The 15,375-nt window shown below is 60.1% G+C and carries 17 protein-coding genes; 3 read left to right on the forward strand and 14 right to left on the reverse strand.

The features are described from left to right. Positions 1-38 precede the first annotated feature (38 nt). From SHM7688_RS06835 to tyrS, 9 genes are all read right to left on the reverse strand, one after another. The gene (locus SHM7688_RS06835) at positions 39-1,088 is read right to left on the reverse strand and encodes a threonine aldolase family protein (protein ID WP_058239191.1); all 1,050 of its coding nucleotides are present in this window, start codon (positions 1,086-1,088) and stop codon (positions 39-41) included. Next, positions 1,088-1,564: a YcgN family cysteine cluster protein gene (locus SHM7688_RS06840; protein WP_058239192.1), complete on the reverse strand. Its 477-nt coding sequence runs from the start codon at positions 1,562-1,564 to the stop codon at positions 1,088-1,090. The genes SHM7688_RS06835 and SHM7688_RS06840 overlap by 1 nt, the downstream gene beginning before the upstream one ends. Continuing rightward, positions 1,561-2,493: a bifunctional riboflavin kinase/FAD synthetase gene (locus tag SHM7688_RS06845; RefSeq protein WP_058239193.1), complete on the reverse strand. Its 933-nt coding sequence runs from the start codon at positions 2,491-2,493 to the stop codon at positions 1,561-1,563. The genes SHM7688_RS06840 and SHM7688_RS06845 overlap by 4 nt, the downstream gene beginning before the upstream one ends. Before the next feature lie 227 nt (positions 2,494-2,720). Further along, on the reverse strand, positions 2,721-3,164 hold the full coding sequence (locus tag SHM7688_RS06850) for a MaoC family dehydratase (RefSeq protein WP_058239194.1): 444 nt from the start codon (positions 3,162-3,164) through the stop codon (positions 2,721-2,723). 101 nt (positions 3,165-3,265) lie between these two features. After that, a complete protein-coding gene (locus SHM7688_RS06855) occupies positions 3,266-4,141 on the reverse strand; it encodes a TIGR01459 family HAD-type hydrolase (RefSeq protein ID WP_058239195.1) in 876 nt (291 codons plus the stop codon). Positions 4,142-4,243: 102 nt separating this feature from the next. Further along, positions 4,244-4,978, reverse strand: a complete 735-nt coding sequence (locus tag SHM7688_RS06860) for a glycosyltransferase family protein (RefSeq protein WP_058239196.1) — start codon at positions 4,976-4,978, stop codon at positions 4,244-4,246. Positions 4,979-5,066: 88 nt separating this feature from the next. After that, a complete protein-coding gene (locus SHM7688_RS06865) occupies positions 5,067-5,681 on the reverse strand; it encodes a hypothetical protein (protein WP_058239197.1) in 615 nt (204 codons plus the stop codon). A 71-nt stretch (positions 5,682-5,752) separates the two neighbouring features. Next, positions 5,753-6,508, reverse strand: a complete 756-nt coding sequence (locus tag SHM7688_RS06870; protein ID WP_058239198.1) for an SDR family oxidoreductase — start codon at positions 6,506-6,508, stop codon at positions 5,753-5,755. 205 nt (positions 6,509-6,713) lie between these two features. Then, a complete protein-coding gene (gene tyrS, locus SHM7688_RS06875) occupies positions 6,714-7,967 on the reverse strand; it encodes a tyrosine--tRNA ligase (protein WP_058239211.1) in 1,254 nt (417 codons plus the stop codon). Positions 7,968-8,197: 230 nt separating this feature from the next. On the opposite strand from tyrS, the gene SHM7688_RS06880 reads away from it, so the two are divergent. The 3 genes from SHM7688_RS06880 to SHM7688_RS06890 all read left to right on the forward strand — a co-directional run bounded on the left by SHM7688_RS06880 (position 8,198) and on the right by SHM7688_RS06890 (position 11,699). Further along, positions 8,198-9,943, forward strand: a complete 1,746-nt coding sequence (locus tag SHM7688_RS06880) for a bifunctional helix-turn-helix transcriptional regulator/alpha/beta hydrolase (protein WP_058239199.1) — start codon at positions 8,198-8,200, stop codon at positions 9,941-9,943. Positions 9,944-10,039: 96 nt separating this feature from the next. After that, the gene (locus tag SHM7688_RS06885; RefSeq protein WP_058239200.1) at positions 10,040-10,384 is read left to right on the forward strand and encodes a CBU_0592 family membrane protein; all 345 of its coding nucleotides are present in this window, start codon (positions 10,040-10,042) and stop codon (positions 10,382-10,384) included. A 205-nt stretch (positions 10,385-10,589) separates the two neighbouring features. Then, on the forward strand, positions 10,590-11,699 hold the full coding sequence (locus SHM7688_RS06890) for an anhydro-N-acetylmuramic acid kinase (protein ID WP_058239201.1): 1,110 nt from the start codon (positions 10,590-10,592) through the stop codon (positions 11,697-11,699). Between the two features lie 7 nt (positions 11,700-11,706). On the opposite strand, the gene SHM7688_RS06895 is transcribed toward SHM7688_RS06890, so the two are convergent. The 5 genes from SHM7688_RS06895 to SHM7688_RS06915 all read right to left on the reverse strand — a co-directional run. After that, positions 11,707-12,615, reverse strand: a complete 909-nt coding sequence (locus tag SHM7688_RS06895; RefSeq protein WP_058239202.1) for a fatty acid desaturase — start codon at positions 12,613-12,615, stop codon at positions 11,707-11,709. Further along, the gene (locus tag SHM7688_RS06900; protein WP_058239203.1) at positions 12,612-13,049 is read right to left on the reverse strand and encodes a cupin domain-containing protein; all 438 of its coding nucleotides are present in this window, start codon (positions 13,047-13,049) and stop codon (positions 12,612-12,614) included. The genes SHM7688_RS06895 and SHM7688_RS06900 overlap by 4 nt, the downstream gene beginning before the upstream one ends. A 60-nt stretch (positions 13,050-13,109) precedes the next feature. Further along, complete coding sequence (locus tag SHM7688_RS06905; protein WP_083498975.1) at positions 13,110-14,006, reverse strand: alpha/beta fold hydrolase; 897 nt, start codon at positions 14,004-14,006, stop codon at positions 13,110-13,112. Between the two features lie 162 nt (positions 14,007-14,168). Next, positions 14,169-14,804: a DUF2306 domain-containing protein gene (locus SHM7688_RS06910; RefSeq protein WP_058239205.1), complete on the reverse strand. Its 636-nt coding sequence runs from the start codon at positions 14,802-14,804 to the stop codon at positions 14,169-14,171. Between the two features lie 54 nt (positions 14,805-14,858). Continuing rightward, positions 14,859-15,375, reverse strand: a 517-nt coding sequence (locus SHM7688_RS06915) for an enolase C-terminal domain-like protein (RefSeq protein WP_306341260.1), incomplete at its 5' end; no start/stop codon positions are given.

Genomic DNA, 15,375 nt, shown 5'->3' on the forward strand with positions numbered 1-15,375 from the left:
CGCTGCCAAAGCTTTGCTTTGGCATTTTCCGTTTGATTTTATCCCGCTGCCACATCCAAGAACTGGTCAATCTGCTCTTTGCTCAGCGACCAGTCACAGACCAGTCTCGCGGTGATTTTTTCATCCGGGTCGCCTTCCAGGGGACCGTCCCAGAGGTGGTAGCTTGCGCCCGCGTCAAACAGGCGTTGGTGGGTGGCGCGGGGCAGGGTGACAAAGAGCATATTGGCTTGCGGTGGATGTAAGAACGTCGCGCCGTCGATCTGGCAGAGCCCTTCGGCGAGCTGCGCGGCGTTGGTGTTGGCCTTGGTGGCGGCATCGATCCAGAGGTCATTTTCCAGATAGCCCAGCATCTGCGCCGAGAGATAGCGGTGCTTTGAAAACAGATGCCCACCACGTTTGCGGCGCAGCTCAAATTCCTGCGCGTGTCGGGGATCAAAGAAGATCACCGCCTCCACCCCCATACAGCCGTTTTTGGTGCCGCCAAAACTCACCGCATCCACGCCTGCTTTCCATGTCATGTCCGCAGGCGTGCAGCCCAGTGCAACCATGGCATTGGCAAAGCGCGCGCCGTCCAGATGCACGGGGCAGTCAAAAGACCTGGCCACGTCACAGAGCGCCTGAAGTTCGTTCAGCGTGTAGATCGTGCCATATTCGGTGACCTGTGTGATGGAGACCGGGCCGCGTTGTGGGCCATGCACGCCACGGGTGCCTTCGGCGGCGATTGCGGCTTGCAGGCTTTCGACGGTGAGTTTGTCGGCGTCTTTGGGGGTGGCCAAGGTCAGCTTGGCACCGCCGGTGTAAAACTCCGGGGCGTTGCACTCATCCTTGTGGATATGGGCCACATCGGAGCAGAAGATGGTCTCCCATGGCTGACAGAGCGTGGCCAGTGCCAGAGAGTTGGCGGTGGTGCCGGTGGCGACCAGATAGACCGCCGCCTCTGGGGCCTCAAACAGGGCGCGGATCAGGCGGGTGACCTCTGCCATTTCCGCATCTGCGCCATAGCCCATGGCATAGCCGGTGTTGGCCTTGGCAAGCGCGTTCAGAACTTCGGGCAGCGCAGGGCCGGAATTGTCGGAGGCAAAAAACATCAGAGCGGCTCCTCGATAATGTGGTCTTCCCACTGTTCCAGAGGGGTGTCGAATTCGGGGACCGTCCGGTGGCGCATGGAGACGCCTGCGGCATGGACGCTGGCCTGTGTGCCGGAGATCAGCGGGTGCCAGTCAAAGAGCGGTTTGCCTTCCCAGAGCAGGCGGTAGGCGCAGGTCTGTGGCAGCCAGTAGGCGTGATCATCAATATTGTCCGGCGTCATGACGATGCATTCGGGCACAAATTGATGGCGGATGTCATATTGGCTGCACAGCCCGGTGTCGTCATCCAGCAGACGGCAGGCGACGCAGGTCAGGGCGACCTCGCCGGTGTCCTCATCCTCAAGCTTGTTGAGGCAGCATTTGCCGCAGCCATCACAGAGCGCTTCCCACTCGGTTTTGTTGAGCTTGGTAAGCGGCTTTTTTTCCCAGAACCGTTTGGCGAGCCCGTGGCGTGCTATGACGTCTTTGTCACTCATAAAGCGGCAAGGATTTCGCGGGCCTGATCACAATCGCGGCCCATCTGGGTGATGAGCGCATCCAGTCCGTCAAATTTCTGCTCTGGGCGCAGGTAGTCCACCAGCGCGACAGAGAGGGTGTGGCCGTAGAGATCTCCCGAAAAATCAAAGAGATAGGTTTCGATGTTGGCTTTGTTTTCACCAAACATTGGACGGGTGCCAATGGAGGAGGCGCCAAAGTAGCTGCCCTGATGGGGGCCGTCGAGCACATCGACCAGCACGGCATAGACGCCGTATTTGGGCTGATGCAGATCGTCGATCGACATATTGGCGGTGGGGAAGCCCAGATCGCGGCCGCGTTGCTCCCCGCCAATGACCGGGCCGTCGATGCGGTGCCAGTGGCCCAGCATCTGTGCTGCGTCACGGGGGCGGCCCTCGGTGAGCGCCTGCCGGATGGAGGTGGAGGAGACCTGACCGTCGCCGCTTTGCACCAGGGGCGCTATGGTGACGCCAAAGCCCATCTGTTGGCCAAAGGCCGCAAGATCTTCGGCGGTGCCTTTGCGCCCGCGCCCGAAACAGAAATCTGCGCCCACAACCACATGGCTGAGGCCCAGCCCGTCTGCGATCACATCACGTGCAAAGAATTCGGGGGTGAGATTGGCCAGGGCGGCATTGAACGGCAGTTCGTAGAGTTTCTCCACGCCGAGTTTGGCCAATCTATGGGCACGTGTCTCAGAAGAGGTGAGGCGGAAGCCTGCGCTTTGCGGGGCGAAATAGGCCCGTGGGTGTGGCTCAAAGGTGAGAAGGCCCAAAGGCGCTTGTGGTGCGGCCTTGCGCGCGAGGTCGATCACGGATTGGTGGCCAATGTGCACGCCGTCAAAATTGCCAATCGCAGCGCTGGCGCCGCGGTCATTTGGGGTCACAAACTGATAGTCGCGTATGATCTGCATGAGGGCAGGGTTAGCGGCTGTCTCAACGGGGTGCAAGAGAGGAGGTGCTGGCTTTGGACTGCGCAGGACAAAAAGACAGGGGCCAGCCCCTCTGCGCCTGCGGCGCATTCACCCCGGGATATTTGGGGTCAAATGAAGGGCACGGCGTCCAGGAAAGACAAAAGCCCCGCAGATGTGCTGCGGAGCTTTGAAAATTAGGCGTATTGGGCCTGCTTCGGGCCTGCGCCTCAGTCGAGTTTGCGCGATGGCGCCAGTACGGTGGCTTCGCCGGCCAGCACTTTCTTGCCCTCAACCGTGCAGACGCACTCCATGCGCACGCGGCGCTTAGACATGTCGATGTCTGTCACTGTCACCGTGGCCACCACGGTGTCATCTGGGCGCACCGGAGCGAGGAACTTCAGCGACTGGCCCATGTAGATGGTGCCATGGCCGGGAAGCTGTTCGCCAATCACAGCAGAAATCAGACCAGCCGTGAGCATGCCATGGGCAATGCGGCCACCAAACATCGTGTCACGTGCATAGTCGTCATCCAGATGCACCGGGTTGTGGTCGGTGGACACGGCGGCGAACATTTCGATGTCCTGATCGGTCACAGTCTTACGCACATAGCGAGACATGCCGATTTCGAGGTCTTCGATAAAAATGGTGCCGCGAGGCAGATTGTCCAACATTTGGCCCTCCGAATTTGGATTGGCGAGTAACTTCGTGACGCGAGTCGCGCTTGATTGGCAACTTTATTACTTTGCAGTTGCAGAAAATCAAGTGTTTTGTGTCAGCGCAGACGTCCAATCGCAAATTGTGGAGTGACCTGTTCTGCCGCCAGATAGGCGGCCAGCGCCTCTGCATCGGGTTGGTGCGTGGTTTTGGTTTCCGTGGCTGCCAGACCGCCGGTGATAAAGAGGCTGTCGATGTTTTCGCCCATGCCCCCGGCGATGTCGGTTTGGGGGCCGTCACCAATGGCCAGAATCTCGCTGTCCTCAATCGTGACGCCCAGCGCTGCGAGGCGGCGGCGGGCCAGATCGTAGATTGGCGGATGGGGCTTGCCAAAATAGAGGCTCTCTCCGCCCATATCGGTGTAGAGTTTGGCCAGAGCCCCCGCACACCATTCCCGGATCTCGCCACGATCGACCACGATGTCAGGATTGGCGCAGAGCAGCTTCATGCCTTTGGTTTTGGCATAGAGGAAATCGGCGCGGTTCACATCTATGTCCGCCATGGGATCAAAGGGGCCGCAGCAGACGATGCCCTCGGCTTCTGTCAGTGGCACACGGGTGATGGGTGCGGGGTTATCCAAAATTTCCAACGGCTCAAAGAAGCCTTCGTCGCGCTGCCATTCCCCCATGAAATAGACTTTCTCACTCACGGCACCCTGAAACATGGCGGAGCGGGCGCTGTCGCCCGAGGTGGCGATGGTGTCATAGGCGTCTTTGGGCACGCCAAAGGAGCTCAGTTGTTCCGCAACACCAGCGCGCGGTTTGGGTGAGTTGGTGACCAGCACCACAATGCCGCCTTTGGCGCGATACTCTTGTAGGGCGCGCACGGCTTCGGGATAGGCGATCACGCCATTGTGGACGCAGCCCCAGAGATCGACAAAAAGGGCTTTGTAGCGGTCTGAAATCTCGGCGAGTGAAGAAATGATCTGAGCCATGAAGCTGTCCTGCGCATGAAGTCATGAAGTGTTGGCGCTAGATATGGCAGGGGATCTGCGAGAGCGCCAGCGATTCCGCTGGCAGGAGGGGCGGGCAGCAGGTCAGACGCGCGCGTGGTTGCGCAGGCGGCGCAGTGTGGCGCTCAGGCTGCGGAAAGGTTCCAAGCGATCAAAGAAGGCCAGGCTGTGGATGTCTGTGCGGGAGGCGCGCTGTCCGGCGAGACTCTGTGCGGCGAGGCGGAAGGTCACGTCAGGCAGTTTGCGGCGCATCAGGTTGAAGGCCCCGTCAAAGAACATGGAGCCGCCATCGGGATGTCCGGGGGGGCGGCGGCGCACAGTTTCCAGATAGTCGTGGAAGGCGCGGATGCAGTCGCCCTGAATGGCCCAGAGCTGGGTGCCACGGGTGCTGCCGGACCAGGGCATAAGCCCTTGCGTACCATCCTTTGCGGCACAGGGTGGCGTTTGTGGATCCAGATAGCCCAGTGCGGCGATGTCCCATGAGGTTTGTGTGAGGTCGTCGATCAAGCGGGCGAGTTTGGGGGATGGCACTGTGTTGAGCTGAAGATCGTCTTCGCAGATCAGGATGCGGCGATGGCCCTGTGACATCGCATGGGCAAGCACGCGGGTTTGGGAGCGGAAATTGCCAAGCGCCCCGATGGAGGGGAACGCGCCTTTGGCGTTCGGACGGGTGGCTTCAAAAAACGAGACTTTGGCCGAGGGAATGGCGAGGCCGTGGCGTGCGAACTCGGCTATGGTCTCACGCCGGCGATCCAGCCGGTAGGGGAGGTTGACGATATAGACGTGATCAAACTGCGCAATCAGATCGGCAAAGCTCATCTTGGGCCTCAGTATGGTGGGACATCATACTGTCTAAAGGCACGATTTTGGGGCGACCCGTCGAGGGCGCGTTGGTATAGCTCTGTGCTCAAAGGGCGAATGGCAGGTGCAATTTCGGATGATATCCGTTTCTGAGGGCGATTTGCGTGGGTTTTGGGGTGAGCACAGGATGCGGCCCTGTGGGGCGTTTTTGTGGGGGCGCATAGCCTGTGGGGGAAAAGGGCAGGGCCATATCCCCAAGCAGCAGGTGAGGGCCTGAGGCTGTCATGAGAAAGGTGCCGTCCGGCAGGTCGTCCACCTCCTGAAGCGACTGGCGGAGATGATACTTTCGGGGGATGGCGCGGGCGGCATGCAGACGCGCGTCAAAATCGGGTGTGCTGCCTATATGCTCGGCGGCGGCAAGAAAGGCAGCATGATCGGCACGTCGGCATTCTGCGCAGGGCCGGTGCCCGGCGGCCAGTGCCACGGCTTCGTCATAGAAGAAGAGCTCGGTGTAGCGGTTGGGGGCCATCAGGCGCCGGCGGCGGTTTTTGAAGGTGAGCAGGCAGCAGACCCAGGCTTTGTGACGCCAGCGCCGATGTGTGAGTGCGCCGTGGTCATGGGCTTCGCGGTCATGCAGGATGCCGCGGTTGCCCATGAACGTGCCACGGGTGGGGTGGCGCAGGATCTCTCCGGTGGGCATCACGCGGTTCTGGCGCGGCATGGTGTGGCTCTTTTTGGGGGGAGCCTAGCATGGTTGAAGGTTAGGTGCGCAATGAATGCGCACCCTACAGGTTATTGCATGCGCAGGGCACCGTCGATGCGGATGACTTCGCCGTTGAGGTAGCCATTTTCGACGATGAATCCGGCGAGGCGGGCATATTCGGACGGATCTCCCAGCCGTTTGGGGAAGGTCACATCGGCGGCAAGCTGATCCTGCACCTCTTGGGGCAGGCCCTGCAGCATGGGCGTGAGGAAGATGCCCGGCGCAATCGCCATGACGCGGATGCCAGCGCGGGCCAAATCGCGCGCCATCGGCAGGGAAAGCCCGACGATGCCGCCTTTGGAGGCGGCATAGGCCGCCTGACCACGCTGCCCATCCATGGCAGCGATGGAGGCGGTGTTGATGATCACCCCACGGCTGCCATCGGCCTCAGCCTCATTCTCGGCGATCACCTCGGCCGCGAGGCGGGCAACGTTGAAGGAGCCCACGAGGTTGATGTCGATGGTTTTTTGAAACAGGTCCAGCGGATGGGCCCCTTTTTTGCCGATGGTGGTGGCTGCGGGGGCGATGCCGGCGCAGTTCACTGCGGCGGTGATGGTGCCCATGGCCTCTTTGGCGGCGGCAATGGCGGCGGCGACGCTGGCCTCATCGGTGACGTCTGTTTTGTGGAAAGTGCCGCCCAGCTCTGTGGCGACCTGCTGTCCCCGCTCTTCATTCAGGTCAAACAGCGCCACTTTGGCGCCGTGGGCTGCAAAATGGCGTGCGCTGGCTTCACCCAATCCGGACGCGCCCCCGGTGATCACGGCGCAGGTTTGATCAAGTTTCATGGGCGGTCTCCTCCAGACGGTAAATGAACACATGTTCAAATAACCTGAGCGGGGCGCATGTGTCTAGCGGCATGTGTCTGTGGCAGAGTGCAGGGGACAGCCCCTCTGCGCCTGCGGCGCATTCACCCCGAGATATTTTGGTCAAGAGGAAGCAAAAAGCCCGCCTGAGAGGGCGGGCTTTTGTGTTTGTGCGTTGAGAGGGGGATTAGCCGTCCAGCTGCACCAATGCGTGGCGCTTTTTGCCCGCAGAAAGCTTGATCGGAGAGGATAGCGCGGCGGCGTCGATCATCAGACCCGCATCTGTCAGCGGGGCGTCGTCCAGCTTGGCACCGTTTTCCTTGATCAGGCGTTTGGCGTCTTTGCCAGATTTGGCGAGGCCGGTTTTCACGATCAGCTGTACGATGGAGATGCCATCGCCGAGGTCCGCAGCGGTGAGAGACACGGTGGGCAGGTCATCGCCGATGCCGCCTTTTTCAAAGACTTCGCGCGCGGTGGCTTCGGCCGTGGCGGCGGCCTCTGCACCATGGCAGAGCGTGGTGACCGCATTGGCGAGAATGATTTTCGCCTCATTGATCTCACTGCCTGCCAATGCGCCGAGGCGGTTGCATTCCTCCACTGGCATTTCGGTGTAGAGCTTGAGGAAGCGGCCCACGTCTGCATCGGTTGTGTTGCGCCAGAACTGCCAGAACTCATAAGGGGAGCGCATGTCGGCGTTGAGCCAGATTGCGCCATCGGCGGTTTTGCCCATCTTCTTGCCATCAGAGGTGGTCAGCAGGGGCGAGGTGAGACCAAACAGACCGCCATCATCCACGCGGCGGGTCAGGTCGATGCCGTTGACGATATTGCCCCATTGATCCGATCCCCCAAACTGCACCAGACAGCCGTAGCGGCGGTTGAGCTCCAGGAAGTCGTAGGCCTGCAGGATCATGTAGTTGAATTCGAGGAAGGACAGAGATTGTTCCCGGTCCAGACGGGATTTGACGCTTTCAAATGACAGCATCCGGTTCACCGAGAAGTGGCGGCCGATGTCGCGCAGGAAGGTGAGGTAGTTCAACTCATCCAGCCATTCCGCGTTATTGAGCATCAGGGCGTCGGTTTCCCCATCCCCGTAGTCGAGGTATTTGGCAAAGACCTTTTTGATGCCGGCGATGTTGTCGTCGATCTGATCATTGGTCAGCAGGGGGCGTTCATCTGCGCGAAACGAAGGGTCGCCCACTTTGGTGGTGCCGCCGCCCATCAGGGTGAGGGGCTTGTGGCCGGTTTTCTGCAACCAGCGCAGCATCATGATTTGGATCAGCGAGCCCACATGCAGAGATTTGGCGGTGGCATCAAAGCCGATATAGCCGGGCACCACGCCGTCACAGAGGGCTTTGTCAAAGCCTTCATAGTCTGTGCAATCGGCCACAAAGCCGCGCTCAAGCATCACGGTGAGGAAATCCGATTTGGGCTGGTAGGTCATGGGGCCACTCATCTGTTCAAGGTCTTGTTCAAGGTCTGTGCCAGCAGGCAGTTTTGTGCCGGGCCGCGTGCGCGCCCGGTTCGGCCCTCTCCTAGCAGCTTGATGCGCAAGTTGTAAGCGGTGTTTGTGCGCAAGTGGCGGTCGCGGTTTGCAAAGGCATCGGGAAAACCTGACTAGCCGTGTGCCGTGGCGGGCCTTAGGGTCTTTTGATCATTTGATAGAATTTTATTATGACTGACCGTTTCGCACAGCTCACCCATTTGGTGTATGAAGCGTCGCTTGACAACTCTTTGTGGCCAGAGCTCATTTTGGAGCTGACAGAGGAGGTGCAGCGGGCGCGGGAAAGCCGTTACCTTGACGATCCGGAGGCCGGGGCCGATGGGCGCGCGCTCGAAAACCTGTCACGGCATTTTCGGCGCGCTTTCAGCATTTCCGAACGTATGGTCGGGCTGCAGGAACGTGAAACCTATCTGTCCTCCATCCTGAACGCATTTTCCTTTGGGGTGGCGCTGCTGGATGATGAGGGGCAGGTGCTGATGGCCAATCGTGCGTTGCAAGACGTTTTGCCGAATATGGCGGCGCTGGCCTCGGCCCGTCCGTTGATTTCTGTGCAAACCGGGCACCACCAGTCGTTGGCTGACAGCGCGAAGGCGGTCAACAAAAGTGGTCAGGCACAGGAATTTCGCACGCATATAGAAGGTCCGGCCAATCTCATGCTGTTGCCCCGCACCGAGGCCGCGCGCATCGGCTTTCCTGCGGTGGCGGCAAGCGTGCTGATTTCGACGGGCACCTCTGGGGATGTGGGGCTGATGCATGTGGCGCAGAAATATCAATTGACACGACGGGAGACAGAACTCCTGCAGCATGTGGGGCAACCCTACGATTTGAGAGAGATTGGGCAGAAAATGGGCATATCTTATGAAAGCGCGCGGACCTATCTGAAACGTGTGTATGAGAAGACAGGCACCAACAGCCGCAGCGATCTTGCCAGCAATCTGGCGCGCTCTCCGCTGACGGCGCTGCGCGTGCCGGAATCTGCGCCCGCCGATGCACGCAAGGTGCGGTTTCAGATGGCCCTGCCGGATGGGCGCCAGCTTGAGTATTTTCGGCTGGGGCCCGCGCAGGGGCGTCCGGTTTTGGTGTTTGATGCGCTGTCAGGGGTGACCATCGATATGATCGGCTATCCCGATCACTGTGGCGCGGTTCTGGAACGGTTAGGGATACAGTTGATCACCCCCTGTCGGCCTGGCAGTTTCCTGTCAGATGCCAAAGAGATGCAAAGCCTTGGGGATTTTGCTCCCGATGTTGCTGCGTTGCTGGATCATCTGGGATTTAAGACGGTTTCTGTCCTGTCGGTGTCTTTTGGCAGCGGTTCCGCGCTGGCGGTGGCCCATGCGCTGAAAGAGCGCGTGCAAAAGCTGGTGTTGTCGTCTGCGACCTATCCGGTTTACCGGCATGAAAACTGGCGGGAACTGGATCAGTTTTATCACATGTCGAGCATTTTAGGGCGGCATTGGCCCGCCATGTTGCGCCAGATCATTCCGTTTCTGGTGCGTTCCATCCTGCAGAACCGGGATCGGTATTTTGACCGCTACTGCAACCGCTCGCGCAGCATGGATGACATTCGCATTCTGTCACATCCGGTGATCCGACGGCGTACCGCGGAGATGCTGGCGTTGCGCACGGCGGCCGGCATGCAGGGCATGGTGGATGAGAACCTGCTCAATACGCAGGGCTGGGATTTTGACGTGTCAGAGATTGATGTGCCCACAGAGATCTACCAAGGGCCCGATGACAATGTGGCGCCTTTGCAGGGGGCAGAGATGCTGGCGCGGCATATGCCGCAGGCCCGCCTGTCGGTACTGTTTGAGAAAGGCCATTATCATCACATTGAAAACTGGCCATGGCTGGTGGCGCGCGCCGCCGGGCTTGAGATGGGTCCGGATAGCATTACCTACAGGATTCCAGACCTTTAGCGGGATTGTCCCCAATTGGGGATAGGGCGTTTCAAAGGCGGGCTATATGCCTGTGGTCATTGAAACAGCCAACCATTTCCGGGGAGCGCATTTATTATGTTTGAAGTGATTACCAGTACTGCGCAAGCCCTCCCCAGGCCCGTTTCAGTTGGGTGTGGTGTGTTGGGCTTTTGCCTCTATCTGACCAACTATACCCTGATCACGTTTCGCATCATCAGCAGTCAGGACATCAAGTTTTTTGTGATCAATATTTTTGGTGCATCACTTGTCCTGCTCAGTCTTTTTGACAGCTTTAACCTGGGTTCTTTTTTGATTCAGGTGTTCTGGATTTGCATGGGTGTTGTGGCCATCGTGGTCCGGGTGAAATCACGCGCATGCCTGCAAAGACGCGACGATCGACTCCCTCTGCCTGCGTCCCTTGGGGTTCCCCAGCCCCGCTGAGCGGACAGAGCGTTGCGACTTTGACTTGCCACGCCTCGGTATTGTGCCGGGGCGTGGTTTTTTATGCGCGCCTTGGGCGTGGTTTGGGGCTGGTGGCGGCGGGCGGTGATCCTCTATGGTGCGCGTCAATCGGCCATGGCCCTGATGCGGGCCACGGTGAAGGCCGTGTGTGAGGCATGGGTGCAAGACGAAGAGGGGGGCTGTCATGATCAAAGGCCAGAACGCGAAGGCGGTGCAGGTGGCATTGGGGGCCATGTCTGGCACCTCTCTGGATGGCGTGGATGCAGCGGTTGTGCACACCGATGGGGTGACCATTGAGGCCTTTGGGGCGGAGGCTTATCGCGCCTACAGCGGTGCCGAGCAGGAGATTTTGACCACAGCGCTGGGCCATTGGGTCGGGCCAGAGGCAGAGGCTGCGGCGCAGGTTGTCGAGCAGGCGCATGCGGAGGTTCTGGCGGGGTTTGAAGCGGTGGATCTGATCGGGTTTCACGGGCAGACGCTGGCGCATGAGCCGCGCGGGCGCGGCACCTGTCAGGTCGGAGACGGGCAGGCATTGGCAGAGAAACTGGGCGTGCCGGTGGTCTGGGATTTTCGCACGGCAGATGTGGAGCTGGGCGGCGAAGGCGCCCCGCTGGCGCCGTTTTTTCATTTCGCCTGTGCTAAGTGGATTGGCGCGAGTGCGCCTGTGGCCTTTCTGAACCTTGGGGGCGTTGGCAATATCACCTGGGTGGATCCGGGTAAGGCGGCTGCGGAAGAGGAGGGCGCGTTGTTGGCTTTTGATACCGGGCCAGCCAATGCGCCGCTGAATGATCTGCTGCGCGCCCGGCGTGGTCTTGGGTTTGATGAAGGCGGTAGGATTGCGGCGCAGGGCACTGTGGCAACCGGCGCGCTGGAGCTGTTTTTGCAGGAGGCGTATTTCTCAAGAGTGCCGCCCAAGTCTCTGGATCGTAACGACTTTCCTGAAATGATGTCACTGGTGGCCGAATTGTCGGATGAAGATGCCGCTGCCACTATGACTGCGATGTGTGCGGCCTCTGTGGCGCAGGGGATGGCCCATTGTCCGCGCCCGCCCAGTCGGGTTCTGGTGACCGGGGGCGGACGGCACAATCCGGTGTTGATGGAGATGCTGCGCGTCTCACTGGAGTGTCCTGTGGTGCCGGTGGAAGAGGTTGGGTTGAATGGTGATATGCTGGAGGCGCAGGCCTTTGCCTATTTGGCAGTGCGGGTGGCGCGCGGCTTGCCCACAAGCTGTCCGAGCACCACGGGTGTGATGGCGCTGGTGGGGGGCGGCACGGTCAGTGAACCCACGGGCTGAGTGTTGGTCAGTCTGTAGATGTCAACGTGGCCTGATAGGCGATGTGAAACGCTGTGTAGCCTTCTGAGGTGCTGCGCAGATGTGGCGCGAGATCTTGATGTAGTGCAGGCAATTGATGGAATGGCACATTGGGGAAGGCGTGGTGTTCCGCATGATAGGGCATGTTCCAGGCGATAAAGCGCAGGAGCCGGTTGGTCAGCGTGGTGCGGGAGTTTTCCAGCATATTGGCCACTGGCGGGCAGCGTCCATGTTCCGCTAAAAGATAGGCGCGCAGCAGCGGTTGAGCGATCAGGCTAGGCAGGATCCAGACCCAGAAGGCCAGCGGAGAGATCAGCAGGCTGAGGGCAATTGTCCCATAAGCCAGCAACAGCAGACGGGCCTCGCGGCGCATGGCGGCGTGTTTGCGCGGCGGCAGGTAGGGCGCCGTGAGCGGGCCAAAAGCCACGTGCAGAAGGGTCGACACGGCGCCTTGCCAATAGCCCCAACCCGAAAGATAGCGCAGATAGGCCCGCCAGTTTTCTGGGCGTGGGCCATGTTCCAGTTCCGGATCGCGCAGCGGATCGTTGGTGTATTTGTGATGCGCCATATGGAAGGCGCGAAACCAGGTAAAGGGCAGCATCAGAGGCAGGGCACAGGCGTGGCCGATCCAGCGGTTGAGCCATCTTGTGGCAAAGGGGGTGTCATGGGTGCATTCATGACAGAGCGTAAACAGAAAGACCCAGAGCGTGCCCAGCGGCAGTAGCATCAGTGGCCAGAGCGGGGCTTGCAGACCCACCCAGAGTGCCGCAGACAGCAGTGCCGCCAGATAGAGGCCAAGATGGCGCAGCCCAGCCGCATCTGACCGCTGCTGTAGCTTGGCCCGCCGGTCTGGCGAAAGCTGCGCCAGCGCCGCCTTGTGAGGCAGGGGCGCGCTCATCTTGGGATGTCAAATCCGGGGGCGGCGAGCTCAAAGCCTTCGAACTGAAAGGCGGGGGAGACAGTACAGCCCACAAGGGTCCAGTCGCCGGTGCTGCGCGCGGCCTGCCAGTGATGGGGAGGGACGGTGTGCTGAGGTAGTTGACCTGCGGCAAGATCCGGGCCAAGCATCAGGTCTTGCGCCGGGCCTGCGTCGGTTTCAGACAGGGACAGGATCAGTGGTGCGCCCGCATAATAGTGCCAGATTTCGGCGGCATCCACCCGGTGCCAATGGGAGACCTCGCCCGCCTTCAGCAGGAAATAGATCGCCGTGCCAGCCGCGCGTGTGCCCTCCGGGGCATCGGCAATCCATGTCTGACGGTAGTGGCCGCCCTCAGGATGCGGGGCAAGGTTGAGCTGGGCGATGATCTGGTCGGCGGAAAGGTCTGAAGGCATTGCAGGACTCGGAGCATGGCGTTGCGTTTTTCGCCATTGGGTCGCAAAGCTGCCAGAAGGTCAAGTCGACAGGCGCGCCAGTGCGGCCCTTGTGGCCTCTGCCACGGGGATCGGGGCCTCCAAGGGCATCATGTGGCCATGCGCTGTCAGATGCGTGAAGCGAAAATCGGGGCGTTTGGCCTTCAGTTTGGCTTCAGTTCTGGCCCCCATGTAAAGAGATGGCCGCCCGCGCAGTATCTCTGTTGGCACGGTCAGGCCGGTCATGACTGGCAACGTATGTGGCGCCGTGGCATAAAGATGCGCCTCCCAGGTGCGAGGGTATTCCAGCGCGACCTCCGTTATCTCCTGTGTCACGGTCTCATGGCGGTTCACAAGCAATCCTTCCACTATGGATTTAAGCGCCTGATCGTCAAATCGGCGGAAGGCTCTTCCTGCGCGCAGCTCCGCATAGGCCGCCTCTGCGGAAGGCCAGTGTGTGGGCGTAGACAGGGCGCTTTTGATCGGGCCAAGGTGCAATCGAAGCGCATAGGGTAAACTTCGCAGCAAAAGAGCCTGACGCCACGTGGCGCCGGAGGGTTCAATCAGCACCAGCCCGCGAAACAGCTCCGGCCGCTTGCGTGCCGCCATGGCAAGGGTCGCGGCACCGATGGAATGGCCCACGGCGAGCACGGGGGCCTCCTGTGTGGCTTCGATCCAGTGAATGAGGTCATCGCCAAAGAGATCCCAGCCCCGTTTTGGATCAGGCGGCGGCGCATCCGCCCAGAGCGGACGCATGGCCAGCGCCATGACGTCGTAATCCTGCGCCAGGGCTTTCAGATAGGGTGCATAGCAGCGTGGCCCCACGGCAGTGGCGTGGTGAAACACGAGTTTTGGTCGTGTAGGATGTGTCAAAGTCGGCCCATGCCAAGCCGCTGCGGTGCCCTCTGGGAGCGGGGTATGGTGCCACGTCATTTCCATGCCGGCACGCTAAGCTGTGCGGTTTTGGGTGCAAGGATGACGTTGCGGAGCGCGAGGGACGCGGCGGGGACAGGGGCGGGGCAGTCATGTTCAAGCGAAAGAAAGGCCCGCTGGGAGGCGGAGCTTTTCTGCTTCTGTTACGGTGCGCAGTGAATGCGCACCCTACGGGTGGGGTAGGAGGCGATGGTACTGGCGTTTGATATCCTTGCGCCAAAAAAAGCTGCAGACGGAGAGGTTGGTAAGCCCTGCGAGGATGGAAGCCGGTGCAAAGCTCTCAATAAAGGGGATGTCACACAGCCATTCTGCGCCATATATAAACCAACGGGCTGTGGCGACAGAGAGACCCAGAGTGAAAGCAAATGCCATGCTGATTTTGTGCAGCGGCACATCTTTGCGCCGGATGGACCAGAGCGCACATCCAATTGAAATCAGCATCCCAAGGCAAATCAGATAGGTGCCGATGATGGTCAATGTGCCGCCAATGGCGGGGAAGGTCAGAACCATGACCATGATGGCCAAACTGGAGAGAACCGCGCTCAGACTAAAGAGATAGCCGGATAGGCGGTGCAAACTGCGCAGGTTTGGGGCGCGTAGTGCAGGCCAGAACTGCAACGGGCCGGTCACAAAAAACACCAAGCCGGGCAAGAGGTGGAGAGTGCTGAGTTGTGGCGCGTTCAGGTAGCGTGCCTCAATCCAGTCTACACTTGAGATGGGGGCGGTCCAAACCTGTATGAGACGTTCCGCGCTGTCCGCCAAAACGGGGAGGCACAACAGATACAGGAGACAGGGAACGCGCATTCAAGGTGCCACAAAAGGAAAAAGGCCGGGGAGCCAGTCCCCGGCCAAAATGGCTTATTTCAGGATCGAGCGACCGGCGTATTCGGCGGTTTCGCCGAGGGCTTCCTCGATGCGGATCAGTTGGTTGTATTTGGCCAGGCGATCAGAGCGCGACAGGGAGCCGGTTTTGATCTGACCACAGTTGGTCGCCACTGCGAGGTCGGCAATGGTGGCGTCCTCGGTCTCACCAGAGCGGTGGGACATCACATTGGTGTAACGCGCGCGATGGGCCATATCAACGGCTTTGAGCGTTTCGGTCAGGGAGCCGATCTGGTTCACTTTCACCAGCATGGAGTTGGCCACGCCCTGCGCAATGCCATCGGCCAGACGGGTTGGGTTGGTCACAAAGAGATCATCCCCCACCAGCTGTACCTTGTCACCGATCATGTCGGTCAGCAGTTTCCAGCCTTCCCAGTCGTCTTCGTCCATACCGTCTTCGATGGAGATGATGGGGTAGTCGTTGCAGAGGTCTGCGAGGTATTGCGCGTTTTCTGCGGAGGTCAGGGATTTGCCTTCGCCGACCATCTCGTAT

It is taken from the genome of Shimia marina, from assembly GCF_001458175.1.
Classification (GTDB): domain Bacteria; phylum Pseudomonadota; class Alphaproteobacteria; order Rhodobacterales; family Rhodobacteraceae; genus Shimia; species Shimia marina.